Below are 20,865 nucleotides of genomic sequence, written 5' to 3' on the forward strand. Positions count from 1 at the left end.
ATTTTTCGTTATACTTAGGAAACAGACTAAGGGGGATACCATGCAGTACGCAACCTATGAAAATACCGTTGAGAAGCTAGAGCGTCATCACATTACAATTCGTGCCATTGCAGACATTGCTTACAATAGCGAAAAAGCTTATCTGCCGAATTTATCTATTGAGCAAGTGGAAGAAGCTGTTATCAGTATTTTGCATAAACGTGTTGTACAACACCAAGTCTGGGTAGCCTTAGAACTTGATCGTTTAGCAGAAGCACATTTACTCGAGTCGCCATTGCAAGATCTTGTTGAAAGCGATGATTCTTTGTTTGGTGTGGATGAAACACTAGCCACTGCTATTGCTATGTCTTACGATACCATTGGGGTAACGAATTATGGCTATATCGATAAATTAAAAATTGGTTTGGTGGGCGAACTTGACCGTAAAGGGAAAACCACCTCAGCTGTAACAACTTTTGCAGACGATATTGTTGGTGCTTTAGCTGCAGCTGCAGCATCTAAAGTTGCTCATAAATACCCAACTGGTATTTTGGACTCAGATAAAATTAATTAAAAACGCGTTGACGTTTTTTTTATTGCCTTGATTTGCATAATCGGTCTATACCAATTATAATAAGTATAGACACAAGGAGGAGAGGTGCTCAAATGTCTACGTTAATAAACATGTTGTGGTGTGCGGTGTGTTAGTAACTAGACTACCTCGCAGATAATTATGGCAAAGTTACTGAAAAATATTGATTTATATACGGGTTATCAACATATAGCAGATGCCTATGTGCGTTTCACGGATGTTATACAAGATGTTGGCTATATGGTAGATTTTTCAGAGCAAGCAGATGATGAGCTAATTGCGGAGGCAACAGGACGATTGGTTGTCCCAGGATTTATTGATGTCCACAAACATGGTGGCTATGGTTTAGATACGATGGATGGTGATCCAGATAAATTAAATAACATGGTTAATTTGATGGTTACTGAAGGGATTACATCATTATTTCCCACAACAATCACGCAATCGCCCGAGAACATTGAGCGCGCACTTGTCACAATTAATCAGGTTGCAAAAAAAAATCTTGTGATTCAGGGCATTCATTTGGAAGGACCGTTTATTAATAAAGTCTTTATGGGCGCACAACCAGAAGAATACATTATTAATCCGAATACGGCTTTACTTAAAAAGTGGTATGCTTTATCAGGTGAACGCATTCGGCTAGTGACCTATGCACCAGAAAATGGCGGCATTCCTGATTTTGAAGCATTTATGTTGGCACATCATATTGTTCCTTCTATTGGACATTCTAATGCTACACGCGCACAATTGTGCCATTCACGAGCAACGCATATCACGCATCTGTATAATGCCCAACGGCCATTACATCATCGTGAGCCAGGTGTCACCGGGCATGGTATGATAGAAGAAGCAATTACTGGTGAGCTAATTGCTGATGGTTTCCATATTACCCCTGACATGTTAGAGTTGGCTTTTCGCTTGAAGGGTGCGCAACGACTTGAATTAATCACTGATTCAATGCGTGCTGAAGGTTTAGGTGATGGTATCTCAGAACTTGGTGGTCAAAAAGTCACCGTAAAGGATAAACAAGCACGTCTAGATAATGGTCATTTAGCTGGGTCAGTCCTAGCTTATGATGATGCCTTCCGCAATATTCAAACGATGACTTCAGCCAGTATTCAAGACGCGGTGCAGATGAGTTCTGTTAACCAGGCACTTGAATTTGGATTAACACAAAAAGGGCATCTCGCGATTGGTAAAGATGCTGATTTCAATTTATTTAATAAGAAGGATATGCGATTACAGGCGACTTACTCAATGGGTCGCCGCTTTGCAAGGGAATAATGATGACAAAATCCGCCACACCACGTTATATTCAAATTCACAATCAAATAAAAGCGCGAATTGAAGCCGGCGAATGGCAGTCCGAAAAACGGCTGCCGGCTGAACGTGAGTTGGCGGAAACATTTGGCGTATCACGAATGACGCTAAGACAAGCTATTCAAACACTAGTAGATGAAGGCATACTTGAACGTAAAGTTGGTTCTGGGACTTATGTTGCCGAGCAGAAAGTAGCCGAGCGTGCTTTGGGGATGACTAGTTTTACGGAATTGATGTCAGCGACTGGACGCGTAGCAAAAACACAAACAATCAGTTATAAAATGACTTCACCCTCGGCCTCAGAAATGGCACAACTGAATTTATCAGAAAATGATGAAGTGTTGGTCATGGAACGCTTGAGAATGGGGGATAACGAACCAATTTTGCTGGAACGGGCAACGGTGCCCGCAACACTTGTGCATGGCTTTTCGCGCCATGATCTAACGGAGTCGTTGTATCATACTTTAGCAAAAGCGGGTATCAAACCAGGCCGAGCGGAGCAGACGATATCAGCGAGCCTAGCGAACGAACGTTTGTCGGAATTATTACAAATTAAGCGTGGAGATGCTATTTTAAGTGTACGTCAAGTGTCATTTGACCAAAATGACCGTCCCTTTGAATATGTGAGATCGTATTATGTTGGTGAACGATTTGAGTTTCAATTAGCACGTTAAAAAAGCCTTGGTTATACACCAAGGCTTTTTATTTATGACTGAGCTTTTTAGCTAGGAAATCCCCAACTAATTGGACAATTAAGACAAAAATCAATACAAGAATTGTTGCTACCCATGTCGTATCTGAAGCAAAGCGATTATAGCCATACGAGATAGCCATATTTCCAAGCCCACCGGCACCAATTGCGCCAGCCATAGCGGTTAAACCAATTAAGCTGATTAGTGTTACAGTTGACACACGAATAATTTCTGAACGACCTTCGCGTAAATAAACACCAAATACAATATCCCAAAATGAGGCGCCAACTGCTTGTGCAGCTTCGACAATGCCGCCATCTACTTCAGCTAATGCTACTTGTACTTGACGTGCATAAAAGGGAAAGACACCCAATGATAAAGGTACTAATGCAGCAGTTGTACCAATTTGTGTACCGACAATTAGTTTCGTGAAAGGTGCGATAGCAGCCAGCAAAATAATGAATGGCACGGCACGGAATATTGAAACGACTTTATCAAAGAGCCAGAATAGAGCCCGATTTGGGGCGATACCATTTGGTGCAGTAATAACCAAGCCAATACCAAAAATCAAGCCCAGCAAACCGCCAAATAATGCAGACCAAAAGGTCATGAATAATGTTTGTGTAATAGCAGTTAGCCAACCGGTATCGCCGGTCCAACCTTGATAAACGACGTTAGGAAATGTTTGTGTAAACCATTGGCTCATAGTGTTGAACCTCCTTTAAGAACTTCTACTTCGACATGATGATCAGCTAGTGTTGATATGGCTGATTTCACTTGTTCGGCATGACCAGAAAGTACAACCAGTAAAGACCCTACCGGCGTATCCTGCAAAATTTCAATATTACCATATAAAATATTGGCCGTGACATTGAAATCGCGGAATAATCCAGTAATTAGTGGTTCGTCTGTCGTATCACCCACGTAGGATAAGCGAACAAAGACCTCGTCTGACTTTAAGTTTTGAACGAGTGGTTGGAAAGAAATTGTCTCGATAGCTTTATCAATATTAGTTGCTGTTTCGATAAATTCCTTAGTCAGTTGTTCAGTTGGTTGTGCAAAAATTTCTAGTAGTGAACCGCGTTCTATAATTTCACCATTTTGCATCACGGCAACTTTGTTGGCAATTTCTTTTACTGCCTGCATTTCGTGTGTGATTAAGACAATCGTTAGACCAAGTTCTACGTTTAATTTTTTCAAAAGTGCAAGAATTTGGTTGGTTGTCTTCGGGTCAAGAGCTGAAGTGGCTTCGTCTGAAATCAGTATTTCCGGATCATTAGCCAATGCCCGCGCAATGGCAACGCGCTGTTTTTGCCCACCCGATAGTTGTGAGGGATATTGTTCAGCACGGTCTGTTAAATCGACTAAGGCAAGTAATTCTTTAACTTTTGCCTCTTTTTGTGCTTGGGACAACGAACTGTGTTGTAGGGCGAAGGCAACGTTTTCGGTAACGGTACGTTCGTTTAGTAAATTAAAGTGCTGAAAAATCATACCAATTTTACGGCGACGATTGCGTAAATCTTTTGCTGAAATATGTGTTTTAGCCCCTGCTTCTGTATCAGCTTTGAAAAATGTTTCGTCGTTAACAACAACAGAACCGCTAGTTGGCTCTTGTAACAAATTGATAACGCGAACAAGAGTTGATTTACCGGCACCCGAATAACCAACGATACCATAAACATCCCCACGTTCGATGTGAACAGAAACATTTTTTACCGCGTTGATTGTTCGTTTTTTTTGGTGAAAGGTAACATTAATATTATCTAGTGCAATAATTGGTTGGCTCATAGAGTTACTCCCTTAGTGATTTATGATTTTATGTTTTGACTCATTGTAGCTGTTAATAAGCGCTTTGATGACATCAATATGCTCGTTATAGTCCGATAAACGAACATTTTCATTTGGCGCGTGATCATATGTTTGCGCATAACCAATGCCTAAACTGGCAATTGGTGCTTGCAGCGCATCGTGAATAATGGCCATTGGTCCAGTCCCAGGGGAGGTTGGCATCACACTTGGTTCAGCATGGTAGTATTGTCTGGCAACATTAATCACGCGTGCAATTTCTGGGTGAGACATGTCGCTTCGGTAACCCGGCTGTCCCAATGTCATAGTCAATGTGATATCTGGAAAGCCTTGCGGGACTAGGTGATTATTGATATGTTGAATCGTTGACTCTGGGGACATATTTGGCACTAGTCGTGATTCCAATTTAGCATGAGCTTGCGCTGGTAAAACTGTTTTGACGCCTTTACCATTATAACCCGAGATTAAGCCTTCAATGCTAATTGTTGGTTGAAAGTACAAGATTTCTTTAAAATCAGCATCATAGCGATTAGTATATAGTGGTGCGTTCAGGCTGTATTTCTCAATGAGAGATTCAGGTGTAATTGGTAGCGCAGCGACTAAATCTTTTTCACGCTGATTAGGCGGCAACACGTCGTCAAAAAAATGTGGAACGATAATGCGACCGTGTTTATCGAACAGTGTCGCAATGGCTTGCGACAAGCGTATTGCTGCGGAATCGACAACGCCTGCTAACGAAGAGTGTAAGTCAGTATTAGCTGTTGTGACAGCTAAGTCAAAAGTGACGATGCCTTTATTACCACCAAAAATTTCAAGTACACCGTCATCGTTTTTACCACCGGATTCCCAAATAACTAAGTCAGCAGTTAAACCTTGCGTATGCTTAATCAGGTATTCTTGTAAGTAACGAGAGGCCGTTTCCTCTGAACCTTCAACAATAAAAACAATGTTAACTGGTAATGTCTCATGTTCATCGATATATTCTGCAACAGCAGCCATCCGTGCAGTGAGATTACCCTTATCATCGTCGACACCACGGCCAAATAATTTATCATCATGTGATGTCAATGACCATGGATCAGTTTGCCATAATGCCAGTGGCTCGGCGGGTTGCACATCATAATGATTATATATCACGATAGTTTGCGCATCTGGATGGGGACTGTGTAATTGGGCCATGATGAATGGTGCAAAGTAAGTGTCATCATAAATGACTTCAGCGCCGAGTAATCTAAAAGCATCAGCGATACAAGTTGCTGCCTCTGGTAGATGCGATTGTTGCGCCGAAACACTAGGAATAGCGATTAATGTTTTTAAAAGATTGAGATAATGATCACGAATAGACACTGGCTTTCCCCTTTTTTTGTGATGAAGTTATGTACCTGCAAACTTAGTTTGCAGATGAGTGGGACTATTTTTTATAATCCCAAACAGTGATTTCAGCTGAACCATAATATTTCTTAACAAGCGCCTTTGTTTTATCAGTTTGTAGTGATTTCACAACATCCTTATAAATTTGCTTATCTTTATCTTTCTTATTGGCAGCGATGAAGTTAAAGTATTGCTCTGAATCTTTGTTTAAACGTTCAATGTAGATAGCTGTGTCAATATTTAACTTGGCAGATTTAGCAAAGTTTGTGTTAACTACGGCAGCACCAACCTTTGGATCTTTTAATGATGAGGGTGTTTGTGAGCCATCAACGGGCGTAATTTTAAGATTCTTAGGGTTGTCAATAATATCTTTAGGCGTAGCTTTGTCAGTCTCTTTAATCTTAATTAAACCGGCATCTGCTAATAAGTGAATGCCACGATTTTCGTTGGTAGGATCATTAGCAACTGTGATTTGCTCGCCATCTTTAATATCTGAAACATGTTGATACTTATCTGAATAAATGCGCAATGGTGTTGTCCATGTGTCACCAATCGATACAATGTCTGTCTTATATTGTGCATTCCAGTTTGCTAGATAAGGGTAATTTTGGAATGCATTTAAATCAATATCACCAGCAGATAGCGCTTTATTGGGCTGAAGGTAATCTGTAAATTTCTTTGTTTTTAAGGTAATACCATATTTATCTTTGGCTGTTTTAATGACAGATTTCCAAATTTCGTCTTCATTTTTGTCACCAGCCATCACACCAATTGTGACAGTTTTGTTCGCTTTTTGACTACCGTGACCACCAAAACTAAAATAAGCAGCAACAGCAATCACAACGACGATGATACCGCCAATTAACCAATTCTTTTTACGCATAAATAAACTCCTTTTCTATTCAGATTATTGCTTACTATCCCAAGCGGGTAATTCTGCACCATCGTATACTTTTTTAATCACATCTTTTGTTGTTTGAGTTTGATAAGCTTTGACAACATTTTTTAGTACTTGTTTATCTTTATCCTTGTCATTTGCAGCAATAATGTTAACCCACTGATGAGAATCCTTATTGATTGGTTCTACAAAGATAGCCTTTTTATAATCAAGTCCAGCAGTGTCGGCGTAGGTACCATTCACCACAGCGCCTTGTACATCAGATAGTGTTCGTGCAGTTTGGTCAGCGGCTAACTCTTTAATTTTAAGTGATTTAGGATTTTTGGTGATATCCTTCACGGTAGCTGTTTTTAAGCCGGCTTTTAGATCAATTAGTCCCGCAGCCTTTAAGACGTAGAGTGAACGGCTTTCATTGGTAGCGTCATTTGGTACAGCAATGGTATCACCCGCTTTGAAATCTGATACTTTTTGATAAGTGTTTGAGTAAAGTCGAATAGGGGAGATAACAGTATCACCAATCGCAACAATCTTATTGCCGGTTGCTTTGTTAGAGGCATCTAAGAAAGCATAATGTTGAAAGGCGTTGATATCTACTTCACCATCAGACAAGGCCTTGTTAGGCTGATTATAATCTGAGAATTGTTTGAATTTAAGTGTGATGCCGTATTTATCTTTAGCTGTTTTAGAAACTGAATCCCAAATAGACATGTCTTGCTTGGATCCAGACATAATACCAACTTTAACCACTTTACCATCAGTTTGGTTTGATGCTGGTTTACCAAAACTCAGGTATCCGATGGCGCCAATAGCAATGATGGCAGCGCCACCAATCAGCCAGTTTTTTGTTTTACTCATAATTGATTCTCCCAATAATATATTCATTTTAGAGATAGGCTAAGCAGCAGCAGTTAAACGAAAAAAAGCCGCTTCTGTATACCTAAATACAGAAGCGGCTAAATAGCGCGTTACCATTCTGAGTTGTCAGTTATTATTACTAATAACTTGCTCACTAACCATCGAGCATTGGGAGATGACCCTAGCTGAATGGTGTGCCCAGTAACGAGGGCCAAACCGTTGTCAACTAAATGGTAAACCAATTCGTCAACACCAATCACAGGTCATTTTCGCAATCGCACGCATGCTAATTTTCATCAACCATTAGCTTTCTGATTTTTGCTTAATTGCTACTTTTCTGCTCTACTTGTTTATCTCTAAAATCGTTAAACCTAATAATACATATCTCGATTATGTTTGTCAACTATTTTATTTCGTATTGTCAAAAATAAGGAGAAAAATACCAGTTAAAATAGCAGTCGAACCAAATAGTGTGTATTGTCCAAACCAAGGGACAAATAGTGTAGAAAGCAGGGCGCCAAAGAAGAACGCTAAAATAATTAATGTAAATAGTCCAGCATTTCTCAAAGCAGCATGATCCTTGGTGTAAATAAAAGTCATGAGGTTTGCACCAACGTTACGCAGATTACCTGTTGACATCACACTTGTGAAAGGTAACCCTTGCACTTTAGGAAAAGCATCTAGTTGAATCGCTAGAAAAAAGGAAAGCAAAGTGATATATGTGGTACTACTGATATGATGTGATAATATCACAACTAAAATGATACCGATGGTTTCAACGAGGATACTGTGTTGTTGTGTCGATAACTGCTTAGGTTTGAAACGGTGCTTAATAATACCATTGAAAGCTGCGCCCAAAAGAAAAAATAAGATAGGCAAAATGAAGTTGACCGCACCTGTGTAATTGCCCTTGGCAAGCACGATGCCAGCCTGAATGATATTGCCTGTTTGCAAACTGGCGAAACGTTCACCATGAAATTGAAACGTGTAAGCGTCGACAAACCCAGAATTAGTGGCTAACAGTAGTGCAATCGGGAGGCGCTCGTGAATGGGGTGGTTAATCGTGTTTTCTGACATAATTTTGTGGACAGCAGCGCCGGTGTGATTCTTTTGGCCTGTGTCGATTCTCCGATAAAATTTACCTTTCTATTTTACGCTATTTTATGTGATACGTGGTGAAAACAATTGAAAATAGCATCATTAGAAACGGAAAAAACTTATTTTAGTCATCATATTTGTTATAATATGAGCAATGAGGAGAGCTAATGAAAAAAATAATCACAATTATCTTAACTATGATAACGACGTTTGTGATTGGCATCGGCATGGCGCAAGCCGATTATCAAATTACAAAATATCAACAGCACATCACAATTAATGAGGATGGTAGTGCTTTGATTGAAAAAGAGGTTCATTATCATTTTGATAAGCAGATGAATGGTATTTATCTTAATGAAACGTTAAAGGGGGCTGCTGACCAGAAACGCAACTACACTTGGGGCGGATTAAAAGCTATTACTATATCTGACAATGGTGGACCTTTTAAGTCTGTTCCGCCAATGGAAAAATCAGCAGTCATAGGCTACGTAGAAACGCAGCATCAGGATGAGGTGCAAGAAAAAGTTTACTATCCGATAAAAGCTGATAAACAATTAGTTGTTAAGTACCTTTACCAAGTCAACAATCTTGTCGTTAATTGGGATGATGTATCAGAATTAAATTGGTTAGTGATCACTAACTGGGATGTGGCGTTACATGATGTTAAAGTGACCATGTCATTACCTCATCAACCCAGTCAAACTCTGAAAGCTTGGGTACACAATGATAAAGGAATACAAGGACGTGTAGCTATCAATAAGGCCAAGTCACAGCTGACTGTTACCACAGATGAAGTTGCACGCCATAAACGATTAGAATTAAGAAGTTATTTTGACAAAATGCAGACACCGCGTAATCAGAATAGCCAATCGGGTCAACGCGCTAAAGTAATTTCAAATCAGGAAGCAGCAAAAACGATCAAAGCCTATCGCGCTTTGCAACGTGTTAAACTATTCGGATTAGTGGTATTGCCAATGGTAACGTTATTATTACTACTTGCCATGCTAGGGTTTATGTATCATGTGAGACGAGCCATTAAGCAGGGAAAGCAAGCCAGCGGTGCCAGTCAACCGCCTGTGCATGTTTACGATATTCCTAATGACTTGGGACCAGCAATTATTAATGCGCGTATTGATTATAAGGCTGATGTGTCAAAAGTGATTGTGGCAACATTATTAGATTTGGTCGCTAAGCATAAAATTACAATAGCATACACGCAAGTCACTGATGTTTCGCATGCGGTTTACAAAGTAATCAATGAAGATGGTTTGCAAAATTATGAGCGGACATTTATTCGCATGATTTTTGGTCCATCGCGTGATAATGTGTTTCAATCTGAGTTTAAGCGACAAGATTCGGCTGTTTCTGACAGAATTCGGAAAGGTGTTGGCTTGTTCACGCAACAAATACGCAACCATGATGAGACAAAGGCGCTAATCAACCAAAAGCGCACAGATTATTATAATAATTTGAAAATCAGTCTCAATGGATTGATTGGTTTTAGTGGCTTTATTATTTTTATCGCCAATATACTAATGGCCAATTATAGTGGTATTTGGCAAATATGGTTAGCTGCAGTGCTTGAACTGATTATAAGTATTGCCATGTTTGGTATCGTTTATTATCAAAATACAACAGTATATACTGTGCCCGATGGCTTTTCAGAAAAATGGGCATGGGACGGCTTTCGCTTGATGTTACATGACATTGCTAATTTGAAAGATAAAACAGTATTGGATGTGCAATTGTGGGATAAGTTACTGGCATATGCTGTGATATTTGGCGAAGCTAAAAAGGTGTCCCAAACTTTGAAATTATGGGCACAAGATGAAAACGTCGTTGTCCCTAATTTGCCACTCTATATGGTATACAGTAGTTTTGGTGTCGACTGGGCTGATAATTTAGCCCAGAATATCCAAACAAATAGTGCCTTTGAGAGTAACGTTTCTGGTGATGGGGGTAGTTTCTCTGGTGGTGGATTTTCCGGCGGTGGCGGCGGTGGCGGCGGTGCTTTTTAGCTGTGACACGGGGTTCAGCTTGCGTAGTTCACATGATTTTGATAAAATTAAAGTATAATTAAATCATTCCTGAGGGAGTAACTGGCGGATTTTCCGCGATAATACCGTCAAAGCAAGTAATTTCAAAGAGATTACTTATATCGAACACTATGTTCCGGTACTATCTGAAACGGTGAGACTCATGTAAAAACCAGACGTTGTTCGTTGGGTTATTTACATGAGTCTTTTTGTTTCTGGTGAGACACAGGGTGATGAGCGCAAAATGCGTGGGAGGAAAATATATGCCAAATCGGCCATTGTATAATCAGGATGCGACGGAGATATTATCTGATTTAAAGACAGATCGTCATCATGGGTTGAGTCAAGACGCGGCAACAGCGTTGCTAGAGAAAAATGGCTATAATCAGCTTAAAGAGGCAGCCTCAACGAGTTTATTGCAAAGATTCATTAATCAGTTTAAAGATTTTATGATTGCAATTTTGTTAGTTGCAGCTGTCGTTGCAGCTTTCACTGGTGAACTAGTTGATGCTATTTTTATTTTGGCCATTGTCATCATTAATGCCGTTTTTGGTGTTTTTCAGGAAGCCAAAGCGGAAGATGCTATTAACGCACTAAAAGAAATGTCAACACCCAACGCCAATGTTATTCGTGATGGGAAGGAAATGTCCGTGAAATCAACAGCGCTAGTTGTTGGTGATATTATTCGGTTAGAGGCTGGTGATATTGTACCAGCCGATTTGCGGTTAATTGAATCTGCTTCATTACAGATTGAAGAAGCCTCGCTGACTGGGGAATCTGTTCCGGTGAATAAAGTGTCTGATGCCCTAACAGATAAAGATTTGCCATTAGGTGATCGTACTAATTTAGCTTTTATGAATACTAACGTGACTTACGGTCGTGCCGTCGGCGTTGTCATTGGGACGGGGATGCAGACTGAAATTGGTCATATTGCTGGAATGCTGGAGGCTGCAGACGAAACGAAGACACCTTTGCAAGAAAACTTAATACGACTAGGTCGTGTTTTGACATATCTGATATTAATTATTGCTGCGGTCACCTTTGTTGTTGGTCTCGCAAGAGGCAGGGAAACCATTATCGACATGTTGTTGACATCAATTTCCTTAGCTGTTGCGGCTATTCCCGAAGGATTACCTGCAATTGTCACGATTACATTGGCGCTAGGGACAACACGAATGGCTGCACGGCAAGCCTTAATTAGAAAATTACCAGCAGTAGAAACACTAGGTTCAACTGATATTATTGGTTCTGACAAGACTGGTACCTTAACCCAAAATAAGATGACAGTCGAAAAAGTTGTGGTCAATGCTGAAATTCAAGATGCAGCTACTACGGAAGAACTGAGTGGTACTTACGCACGTTTGGCTGATATTTTAGCGTTAAACAACGATACTAAGCGTACAGAGAATGGTTATGTAGGTGATCCAACAGAAACGGCCCTAATTGCTTTTAACGAAAACCATCACCGTGACATTGATACATTATTTTCAGAAATGCCACGTGTTGCTGAAATTCCCTTTGATTCTGAACGCAAGCTGATGTCAACAGTACATCCAGCACCTAATGGGTACATTGTTACCGTGAAGGGGGCACCAGATGAATTGCTTAAACGCGCCACACAGATTGAAATGTACGGTGATGTCGTACCATTGACGGATGAAATTCGGACAAAGTTGTCTGATATTAACTCGGAATTAGCAACACAAGCATTGCGTGTGTTGGCCTTTGCTTATAAATTGTCTGATACTGTGCCGCCAAATATGACTTCTGATGCTGTGGAAAACAATTTGATTTTTACTGGTTTTGTCGGCATGATTGACCCAGAACGACCAGAAGTGGCGCAAGCGGTATTAGAGGCCAAAGCAGCCGGTATTCGTCCAATGATGATTACTGGTGATCATCGTGATACGGCAGCAGCCATAGCTATTCGTCTGGGCATTTTGAATGAAGCAGATAAGGCGACTGCGGTGATTTCAGGCTCAGAGCTAGATGCTATGACAGATGAAGCATTTGCTGCAAATGTGCATAAATATAATGTTTATGCGCGTGTGGCACCAGAACATAAAGTAAAAATTGTGACGGCTTGGCAGAAGAAGGGTAAAGTTGTTGCCATGACAGGCGACGGTGTCAACGATGCACCCGCTTTAAAAGCTGCTGATATAGGTATAGCTATGGGCATTACAGGTACTGAAGTGTCTAAAGGTGCTTCAGATATGGTTTTGGCTGATGACAACTTTGCGACAATTGTTCACGCCGTTGAAGAAGGTCGTAAGGTGTTTGCGAATATTCAAAAGTCATTACAATATTTGCTTGCTTCCAACTTAGCTGAAGTCATTTCAATTTTTGTGATGACACTATTAGGCTGGAATATTTTAGCACCAATTATGATTCTATGGATTAATTTAGTAACGGATACGCTACCAGCTATTGCCTTAGGTATTGAACCAGCGCAAAAAGATGCCATGTCACGTCAACCGCGTGGCCGCAGTGCAAGCTTCTTATCTGGTGGTGTTGGGGCAGCCATTATTTGGCAAGGTATTTTACAAGCTGTGATCGTATTAAGTGTTTATGGTTTCGCACTTGCCTATCCGGTACATGCTGCTGAATTTGAAGCTCATCGTGATGCGTTAACCATGTCATTTATGACGTTAGGTTTGATGCAAATGTTTAACGCCATCAACGTTAAATCGGTTTATGGTTCAATGTTTGGTCCCCAAGCTTTCAAAAATAAACTATTTAATTGGGCACTCTTGGGCTCGTTAATTGTGATGGCAGCAGTTGTTGTTATCCCACCGTTAAACCCAATTTTCCATGTATCACATCTAGATGGCTATCAGTGGGCGATTGTATTAGTTGCAGGAATCAGTATCATTATTATTGTTGAACTGGTAAAATTAGTACAGCGAAAATTTTTTAAAAAAGGATAAAAACATTGGCAAAATTTAACCCTAAGCAAGCACAAATCTATATTCAAACACTTCAAAGTGTATTAACAAATACAGAAGACACGGCAACGCGCGTCACACCGTTCTTTACAAAATTAGATGATGCGAAAGCGGCAGACAAAATTTCAGAGATTCCTGCAGCTGAATTTGCAGAAATTAAAGCTGAATTTGAAGACGCTGTTGCCAGCTATCAAAGCAATGCGCAACAATTAGCCAAAGCATCAGCACCGGTGCGCCTTCTTGGCGTCCATAAGACATTGTCAGCTGCTTGCACAAAGTACGCAGAGGCGACGCAGTTGATGTCTGAGGCTGTTATTGTTGATGGACAATCAGTTGATAACGACAAATATGCAAAGTCTGAAGCTGATCAAGCAGTGTATCTTGAAAAAATACATGCAGCGGTTGGCAAGATTATGAACAGTGCTAGCATGTCAAGATAATAAAAAAACGTTTACCCATTGGCGGTAAACGTTTTTTATTTGGCATCATCTGGATCAACACCATAAATTTCAATGTGAAAACCAGTAATATTTAAACCACTTGCCTGTCTGGCAGCCTCAAACAGTGGTTTAACATCAAAATTATCCGCATCAATAATTTCATTGGTGCGACTATTAATAATATGGTAATGTGGTTCACCATAAAAATCATAATGTCGTTTGCCATCTTTTTGGGTATCAATGACAATGACAATCCCGACATCTACCAATTTTTCGAGTGTATTGTAAATTGTAGCAAGACTAATAGTGGTCAAGTCCGCATGAATCATTTCAGCTGTTGGATGCGTTTCGTGAGTCATTAGATAGTCCAAAATGGTCAGTCGCTGAGATGTTGCTTTTAAACCGTGATTTTGTAAAATATCACGTAATAATGGTTCTGTCATGAGCTAGCCTCCTATTAGTCTCTAAAAATATTATAGCACGTAAAATAGAATGTTTCTAATTAACTTGATTTATAATGATAAATTTGGTATAACTAAATTAGAATAATTCTAAAGAGGGAAATGATGGATAAGCAAAGTTTAATGCAACGCAATAACTTAATTCGTGCAGGCGTTATGGGTGCCAATGATGGCATTTTATCAGTTTCAGGTATTGTTTTGGGGGTGGCTGGGGCTACAAGTAACACAGGAACTATTTTGCTGGCGGGTTTTGCTGGTATGTTAGCTGGTACAGTATCAATGGCGATGGGGGAATATGTCTCAGTTAGTTCGCAGCATGATGCCCAGGAAAAAGTTCGGCGTGTACAGACCGAAGCACTAAAATCACAATATGATACTGAATTTACATTTGTTAAAGATAAATATGTGGCAGAAGGCATTTCGTCACATTTAGCACATCAGGCTGCCGAAGAAATGATGAGCAAAGATCCACTAACAACCACTGTACGTGAACGATATGGCTTTTCACTTGATCACGAATTGAGTGCTGGGGGTGCGGCATTGGCATCCCTGATTAGTTTTCCAATTGGTTCTATTTTACCGATGTTAGCCATTTCTGTGATGCCAAGAAGTATGCGCGAAATTGCTACCTTTATTGCCGTAGTCATTGCTTTGGCCTTAACAGGTTATGCAGCAGCCGCTTTAAATGGGGCCAACAAACAAAAAGCTGTGATGCGAAACATTATTGCCGGTGTATTTACGATGATTGTAACTTATGTCATCGGCTCGTTATTTAGATGAAAGGGGTGTGCTAAGCTATTATGTTTTTAGGCACAATAAAACCAATGGATATATTTAAAAAAGAAAAAGCGACAAAAGAACAAGCAACGATGGATGAAAAGCTCAATGCTATTCGTGCCGGTGTTTTAGGATCTAATGATGGCATTTTAACGGTTGTTGGTGTACTATTTTCGGTTGCAGCTGCGACAACGAATAATTTTGCAATCTTTATCGCCGGTCTTGCCGATTTAATGGCTTGTGCGCTATCGATGGCTTCAGGGGAGTATGCTTCTGTTAGTTCACAATCCGATAGTGAAAAAGTAGTTGTGGCACAAGAAGAAGCATTATTAAAAAGTGATTTTAGTGGACAACATCTGACTGTAGAGAATTTTTACGTTGACCGTGGTGTGACACGGTCAACAGCAAAGGCGATCGCAGACGAATTATTGACAAAAAAGCCATTAGAAACAATGTTGAGCATTAAGTATGATATCAAGCTTGGACATTACATGAACCCATGGTCTGCAGCTTGGGCGTCATTATTTAGTGCAGCTATCGGTGGTGTGTTTCCATTGGCTGCATTAATATTGTCACCAGCACGATATCAATTTATTGCGACAATTGCTGCGACAGCTGTTGCGGTAGCACTTACTGGCCTGTTAAGCGCTAAGCTATCTAATGGCCTAGTTAAGCGTGCTGTCATTCGTAATATTATCATTGGGTTGCTTACGATTGCTATTCACTACGGTATTGGTAAGTTATTCTAAAAATAGTTTTTTTAGTATAAATATTGATTGATATTTGGCATAATAGAGTTATGCTAAACCAAATGAAAAAACAATTCGATATCATTTATAAGCGTTACCATTTGGCAGTTTTGAAAGATCTTTTTGATCGTGCTCAGATAGGTTATGTTGGGCCAACGTTTGCTTATTACGCTTTGTTGACTATATTTCCAACGATTATGTCTGTTGTTATGCTTATTTCTATTACCAACGTCAATCAAAAAGACATGATAGCGGTTGTCTCAAGTATATTACCACAAAATATTCAAGCTATTGTGTTGCCAATATTGAGATCTGTCCTTTCGTCAACGCATTTGACACTTTTATCTTTTTCGGTACCATTCACGTTATGGACGGTGTCACAGGTGCTTGCAGTCTTTCGCATGTCGTTCAATCGCATTGCCGATGTTGAAGAACATATCAGTGGGCTCTTAACGCGCGTTTGGTCATTTCTTTGGCTACTTTTAATTATAGCGGCATTTGGTGTCTTGATGATTGGTAGTAACATTCTAGCAATTGTCGTTCGCTATATTCCCGGTAGTCAGGTGCAAAATATAATTATTAGTGGCTCGAAATGGTTTATATGGCTCGGCATGTTTTTGCTACTTGTCATGTTAAATTATTTTTTACCGACAAAAATGGGACGCGCACCAATTAAATGGGTCGCTCTTGGTAGCTTTATTGAATTAATCATGTTAAATCTACTTAATGTCGGTTTCACATGGTATGCACAAGTGGGTATCAAGCAGTACAACTTTTATCAATCAATAGGGTCTATTATTGTGTTGTTAATTTGGCTGAACCTGATTGGTACCATATTGGTATTAGGTTATGTGTTGATTCAATGGTTCAATATGATTAATCAGCAGGCTGATACGACACAATTGGAGGAGAGTGCTAGTGATCTTTAAACAGGAAGATTTTAAGGTTTTTGATGAACAAACATTAGATGGTCGTATGCAAGGTATTCGATCAGTTATCGACCCCAAATTTGAACAATTAGCCAAGGTAATTTTACCGCTCTTATCGGAAGACGGCCAAGCGTGGTACGCACACATTGCGAAACATTTGCGACGAACTACTAATCCGCCTGAAAATACTTGGGTTGCTTTCGCGCCAAATAAGCGTGGCTACAAAATGATGCCACATTATGAAGTGGGAATGTGGGATGATCATGTGTATATTTATTTAGCTGTAGAAGAAAATATGAAACCAGTATCAACCCAAAAAATTGTAGCGCAAATGACAAAGGCACGGGAACTTGTGGCACGATTACCGGCCACTTTTACCTTAAGCCAGGATCATATGGTTAATAAGACAGAGCCGTTGACGTTAACGCATTATGATTTGGCCGTTCAAAAGTTTGCTGAGACGAAACATAGTGAGGTATTGATCGGTTTGCAGATTATGAAATCTGACTATGAAACATTATCGTTTGAGGATACGAATCATATTATGGCGACTTTTAAAGCACTGCGTGCTATATATGAAATAATCAAATAAAAAAGTGTCTGTTATGAACAGACACTTTTTTTAATGATAGATCAGCAAAGTTGATAAGGCTAACATTAAAACGTAACCCATATGCTGCCAGTTACCAATTTTTGCTTTAACAAACTGTAAAACAAAAGCAAATAAGCTAAATATGATAATAAATAACGTGCCAAAGTTAACAGCATGACTAAATAATGTCACCCAAAACAATCCAAGCGTTAGAATACTAAGTTTGCGACCATCAGGATTAGGCATCATAATTGGGGTGAAATAAAATAAAAAGGCAAAAAACAAGGGTAACAGTTGCCAAATAAAACGCTGTGTCAAGAAATTATTGGTGACGTAAAATATAGCAATGGGTATAGTAAATGTTGATAAAACACTCAGTAAAATCAAACCTAAAATATTTTGTAACCCTAGCCAACTTTGTTGAATGGCAATGAAAAAGGCGCTTAGGAGTAATAGTAGTATGAAAACTTCATGCCGCGTCTGAATGAGGGAACTAAAAGTAAACAATAAACTGATACCTAGAAAAAGGTAACTTAATAGACTACGAAAATTTTGCGTGATTAATAGAGTTACGGCGATTGATAGTACTAAAGTATAGCCAAATAGTGGCATAATTTGCCAACTCACAGTAGCAGCTGACAAAGCCTGCGTATGTAATAACGGTTGTCGCCACCAAACAATATTGAGACTAACCACAATCACGACAAGTGGCATCCATCGGCGCCAATCAAAAAAACCAGCAGGCGTAAAGTTTTCGTAACTACGGCGCTCTTGCGGATTGGTTGTGGCGCGTCGTGGTATCACGCGACCATCTGGGAGCTGATGCATTTGTTCATATTGACTATCCATAAGTAATATTGTACCTTAAACCGTAAGTTTTGATGGTACGAGTTTGTGATATTTATGTTACGATTTGCTTTTTTACGCAACCTTTGCTATTCTGAATATACAATTTAAAACAGCTATCAAGAGCAGGTGAGTGATACAGCACTATGACCCTGCACCAACCGGCAAATATGTCAACGCATATTGTGTCACGGTGGTCCATCTGTACAGATAGTCGTCACGTTAAGCGCGTCCCGACTTATCATTGGGACGCGCTTTTAATTTGCGGCCAGTAGCTTTTTAATTTGAATTTTGAAGGAGGTCATGTTTTTATCATGACAAAGTATTTTACATCAGAATCAGTATCTGCGGGGCATCCAGATAAAATAGCCGATCAAATAGCGGATGCGATTTTAGATGCTGTTTTAGCACAAGATCCTAATGCACGTGCAGCAATTGAAGTGACAACTTCAACAGGCGATGTATCAATTTTTGGTGAATTATCGACATCTGCCTATGTCAATGTTCGGCAAATTGCGACTGAAACCATTCGTGAAATTGGTTATAATCATGCAGAATTAGGATTCACCGCTGATTCTGTTAATGTATCTAACAAAATTGTTGAACAATCAGGCGATATTGCGCAAGCAGTCGACAATGCTGATGATGACCCAGAACAATTAGGAGCAGGTGATCAAGGCATGGTGTTTGGCTATGCGACAAATGAAACTGATAGTTATTTGCCACTCACATTAGCCTTATCACACCGTTTGATGCGTAAAATTCGTGATGTGCGTGAAGCGGGCATAGTTGGTTACTTGCGTCCAGATGCTAAGGCAGAAGTCAGTGTTGAATTGGATGATCAAGATCATATTACACGCATTGCGGCTGTTGTATTATCCACACAACATGATGAAAATGTTTCTCTTGAACAATTAAGAAAAGATGTACGTGAATTAGTTATTGACCAAGTATTGCCACAAGAATTAGTTGATGATAAGACAATTTACTATATTAATCCATCTGGTCGCTTTGTGCTCGGTGGACCGCAAGCAGATTCTGGTTTAACGGGACGTAAAATTATTGTAGATACGTACGGTGGTGCAGCACATCACGGTGGTGGTGCGTTCTCTGGAAAAGATGCCACGAAAGTAGATCGCTCAGCAGCTTACTTTGCTCGCTATGTTGCAAAAAACCTTGTGGCAGCAGGCGTTGCTGATAAACTCGAGCTTCAAATTGCGTACGCTATTGGTGTTGCCCAACCAGTATCATTGAATATTGATACATTTGGCACAGCCAAAATTGACGAAGCTAAAATCCGCGATATTACGGCAGAACTTTTTGATTTCCGACCATTGGCAATTATTAACCAACTTAATTTACGACGTCCAATCTATAAGCAAACAGCAGCATTTGGTCATTTTGGTCGTACCGATATTGATTTACCTTGGGAAGCACTAGACCGTGTCGATGAAATCAAGGCTCGCCTCTAATTTTTTACCCGCTGGAATATGTTAGAATAGGATATGTTTAAAAAGCAGTCAACAATTCAATTTTTAATGTTCGGTGTAGCAATTGGCGAGAGCATGACGCAATTGTCTAATAGTCAGCAAGAAGCATTGCTACAACAGCCGATGAATTTTCAGCAGGACCTAAGATGGGGTGCCCAAACAAGTTTAGCTTTGACGACGGTCGCTAGCTTATCAAGAGGTTATCAGTTAGCCGATGTCATGAACCATTTTCAAAATTGGTACAGAAAACGGCAGTTCGCGCCTGAAAAAACGATCCAGCATGTCGACGTGATTACCAAAAAAGCGATGGATAATTATATTAAAAATCGCGATACCCTGTCTTCAGGTGTTTTTGAGGACACAGCTGATAGCGAAGACATTCTGGTGAGAATGCTACCAGTGGCGCTCTATCTTCATCATGAATATGGGGTCTCATTTATTAATGATGAAATGGCTATGCTGACGTTGCATCGCATTGCTGGATTGACACATAATGATGAGGGCGCATTGGTCAGTGTTGGTATGTTAAGTTTGATTGTGAGTCAATTATTAGAAAAACAATCTATTCGCGATGCAGTTGAAAATGGGCTTGCTTTTGGTTTTGAATATTACTCAAGACACAAAGTGTTTGCTTCTGAATTAAGCGCTTTTGAAGAGTTGAATTTGCCGGACTTTGCTAATATTCCGGTAAGTAATATGACACTTGATGGTCGCAGTGCTAGTACACTAGAGGCAGTCATTTGGTCGTTGTTAAATAGTGACAGTTATACCGAAGCGATGCACAACGCGTTCCTACATGGGCATGCAAATAGTGTTGTGCCAACGATTGTCAGTGCTATTGCTGCGATTGTTTATCAGGAAGAATTAATATTACAAGCCAGTCAATATCTCGTTTCACGAAAATTGATTGTTGGCGTTGCTAGTCAGGCAGAACGGTTAGGACGATTTAATTAAAAAAGATGTTCACGATAACATGAGCATCTTTTTTA

The 20,865-nt window shown here is 39.9% G+C and carries 20 protein-coding genes, 1 riboswitch and 1 other annotated feature; of the genes, 12 read left to right on the plus strand and 8 right to left on the minus strand.

The features are described 5' to 3' along the window. Positions 1–40: 40 nt before the first annotated feature. From FAZ25_RS04865 to FAZ25_RS04875, 3 genes are all read left to right on the plus strand, one after another. Entirely contained in the window at positions 41–553 is a 513-nt protein-coding gene (locus FAZ25_RS04865) for a phosphatidylglycerophosphatase A (RefSeq protein ID WP_004901399.1), read from the plus strand. Between the two features lie 159 nt (positions 554–712). Next, positions 713–1,855: an N-acetylglucosamine-6-phosphate deacetylase gene (gene nagA / locus FAZ25_RS04870; protein WP_004906649.1), complete on the plus strand. Its 1,143-nt coding sequence runs from the start codon at positions 713–715 to the stop codon at positions 1,853–1,855. Positions 1,856–1,857: 2 nt separating this feature from the next. Then, positions 1,858–2,565: a GntR family transcriptional regulator gene (locus tag FAZ25_RS04875; RefSeq protein WP_012305395.1), complete on the plus strand. Its 708-nt coding sequence runs from the start codon at positions 1,858–1,860 to the stop codon at positions 2,563–2,565. Between the two features lie 28 nt (positions 2,566–2,593). Here the strand turns inward: FAZ25_RS04875 and FAZ25_RS04880 are convergent, their stop codons facing one another. From FAZ25_RS04880 to FAZ25_RS04905, 6 genes are all read right to left on the minus strand, one after another. Continuing rightward, positions 2,594–3,289: a methionine ABC transporter permease gene (locus FAZ25_RS04880; RefSeq protein WP_004905337.1), complete on the minus strand. Its 696-nt coding sequence runs from the start codon at positions 3,287–3,289 to the stop codon at positions 2,594–2,596. Next, positions 3,286–4,371, minus strand: a complete 1,086-nt coding sequence (locus FAZ25_RS04885; RefSeq protein WP_004901388.1) for a methionine ABC transporter ATP-binding protein — start codon at positions 4,369–4,371, stop codon at positions 3,286–3,288. The genes FAZ25_RS04880 and FAZ25_RS04885 overlap by 4 nt, the downstream gene beginning before the upstream one ends. A gap of 12 nt (positions 4,372–4,383) precedes the next feature. Beyond that, positions 4,384–5,736, minus strand: coding sequence for a M20/M25/M40 family metallo-hydrolase (locus FAZ25_RS04890; RefSeq protein WP_004906644.1), 1,353 nt, complete (start codon positions 5,734–5,736; stop codon positions 4,384–4,386). A 64-nt stretch (positions 5,737–5,800) separates the two neighbouring features. Beyond that, positions 5,801–6,643 (minus strand): MetQ/NlpA family ABC transporter substrate-binding protein, encoded by an 843-nt coding sequence (locus tag FAZ25_RS04895; RefSeq protein WP_004901382.1) that lies wholly within the window; start codon positions 6,641–6,643, stop codon positions 5,801–5,803. Between the two features lie 24 nt (positions 6,644–6,667). Further along, positions 6,668–7,513, minus strand: coding sequence for a MetQ/NlpA family ABC transporter substrate-binding protein (locus FAZ25_RS04900; protein ID WP_004905335.1), 846 nt, complete (start codon positions 7,511–7,513; stop codon positions 6,668–6,670). 87 nt (positions 7,514–7,600) lie between these two features. After that, positions 7,601–7,867 (minus strand) — a binding site (T-box leader). Positions 7,868–7,921: 54 nt separating this feature from the next. Next, positions 7,922–8,590 (minus strand): YoaK family protein, encoded by a 669-nt coding sequence (locus tag FAZ25_RS04905; RefSeq protein WP_004906641.1) that lies wholly within the window; start codon positions 8,588–8,590, stop codon positions 7,922–7,924. 188 nt (positions 8,591–8,778) lie between these two features. On the opposite strand from FAZ25_RS04905, the gene FAZ25_RS04910 reads away from it, so the two are divergent. The 3 genes from FAZ25_RS04910 (at position 8,779) to FAZ25_RS04920 (ending at position 14,032) form a co-directional block, all read left to right on the plus strand. Further along, on the plus strand, positions 8,779–10,629 hold the full coding sequence (locus tag FAZ25_RS04910; protein WP_004906638.1) for a DUF2207 domain-containing protein: 1,851 nt from the start codon (positions 8,779–8,781) through the stop codon (positions 10,627–10,629). Between the two features lie 281 nt (positions 10,630–10,910). Further along, complete coding sequence (locus FAZ25_RS04915) at positions 10,911–13,574, plus strand: cation-translocating P-type ATPase (RefSeq protein WP_004906635.1); 2,664 nt, start codon at positions 10,911–10,913, stop codon at positions 13,572–13,574. 5 nt (positions 13,575–13,579) lie between these two features. Next, on the plus strand, positions 13,580–14,032 hold the full coding sequence (locus FAZ25_RS04920) for a chemotaxis protein (protein ID WP_155280153.1): 453 nt from the start codon (positions 13,580–13,582) through the stop codon (positions 14,030–14,032). A 35-nt stretch (positions 14,033–14,067) separates the two neighbouring features. Here the strand turns inward: FAZ25_RS04920 and FAZ25_RS04925 are convergent, their stop codons facing one another. Beyond that, the gene (locus FAZ25_RS04925; RefSeq protein WP_004904825.1) at positions 14,068–14,475 is read right to left on the minus strand and encodes a Fur family transcriptional regulator; all 408 of its coding nucleotides are present in this window, start codon (positions 14,473–14,475) and stop codon (positions 14,068–14,070) included. Between the two features lie 123 nt (positions 14,476–14,598). On the opposite strand from FAZ25_RS04925, the gene FAZ25_RS04930 reads away from it, so the two are divergent. From FAZ25_RS04930 to FAZ25_RS04945, 4 genes are all read left to right on the plus strand, one after another. Beyond that, positions 14,599–15,273, plus strand: coding sequence for a VIT family protein (locus FAZ25_RS04930; RefSeq protein WP_004902611.1), 675 nt, complete (start codon positions 14,599–14,601; stop codon positions 15,271–15,273). Between the two features lie 44 nt (positions 15,274–15,317). Continuing rightward, the gene (locus FAZ25_RS04935) at positions 15,318–16,019 is read left to right on the plus strand and encodes a VIT family protein (protein ID WP_036058469.1); all 702 of its coding nucleotides are present in this window, start codon (positions 15,318–15,320) and stop codon (positions 16,017–16,019) included. A 62-nt stretch (positions 16,020–16,081) separates the two neighbouring features. Continuing rightward, entirely contained in the window at positions 16,082–16,948 is an 867-nt protein-coding gene (locus tag FAZ25_RS04940; RefSeq protein WP_004902606.1) for a YihY/virulence factor BrkB family protein, read from the plus strand. Next, the gene (locus FAZ25_RS04945) at positions 16,938–17,540 is read left to right on the plus strand and encodes a DUF1054 family protein (protein WP_004906626.1); all 603 of its coding nucleotides are present in this window, start codon (positions 16,938–16,940) and stop codon (positions 17,538–17,540) included. The genes FAZ25_RS04940 and FAZ25_RS04945 overlap by 11 nt, the downstream gene beginning before the upstream one ends. Positions 17,541–17,570: 30 nt before the next feature. On the opposite strand, the gene FAZ25_RS04950 is transcribed toward FAZ25_RS04945, so the two are convergent. Beyond that, positions 17,571–18,389: a hypothetical protein gene (locus FAZ25_RS04950; RefSeq protein WP_004902602.1), complete on the minus strand. Its 819-nt coding sequence runs from the start codon at positions 18,387–18,389 to the stop codon at positions 17,571–17,573. A 110-nt stretch (positions 18,390–18,499) separates the two neighbouring features. Next, a riboswitch (SAM riboswitch) is annotated at positions 18,500–18,603 on the plus strand. Positions 18,604–18,700: 97 nt separating this feature from the next. Between FAZ25_RS04950 and metK the strand changes: the two genes are divergently transcribed. Together metK and FAZ25_RS04960 are read left to right on the plus strand one after the other, a co-directional pair. Continuing rightward, positions 18,701–19,858: a methionine adenosyltransferase gene (metK, locus tag FAZ25_RS04955; RefSeq protein WP_004902599.1), complete on the plus strand. Its 1,158-nt coding sequence runs from the start codon at positions 18,701–18,703 to the stop codon at positions 19,856–19,858. Positions 19,859–19,891: 33 nt separating this feature from the next. Further along, positions 19,892–20,830, plus strand: a complete 939-nt coding sequence (locus FAZ25_RS04960) for an ADP-ribosylglycohydrolase family protein (protein WP_004902595.1) — start codon at positions 19,892–19,894, stop codon at positions 20,828–20,830. The last annotated feature ends 35 nt before the right edge of the window (positions 20,831–20,865 follow it).

It is taken from the genome of Leuconostoc sp. LN180020 (assembly GCF_014844115.1).
GTDB lineage: Bacteria > Bacillota > Bacilli > Lactobacillales > Lactobacillaceae > Leuconostoc > Leuconostoc citreum.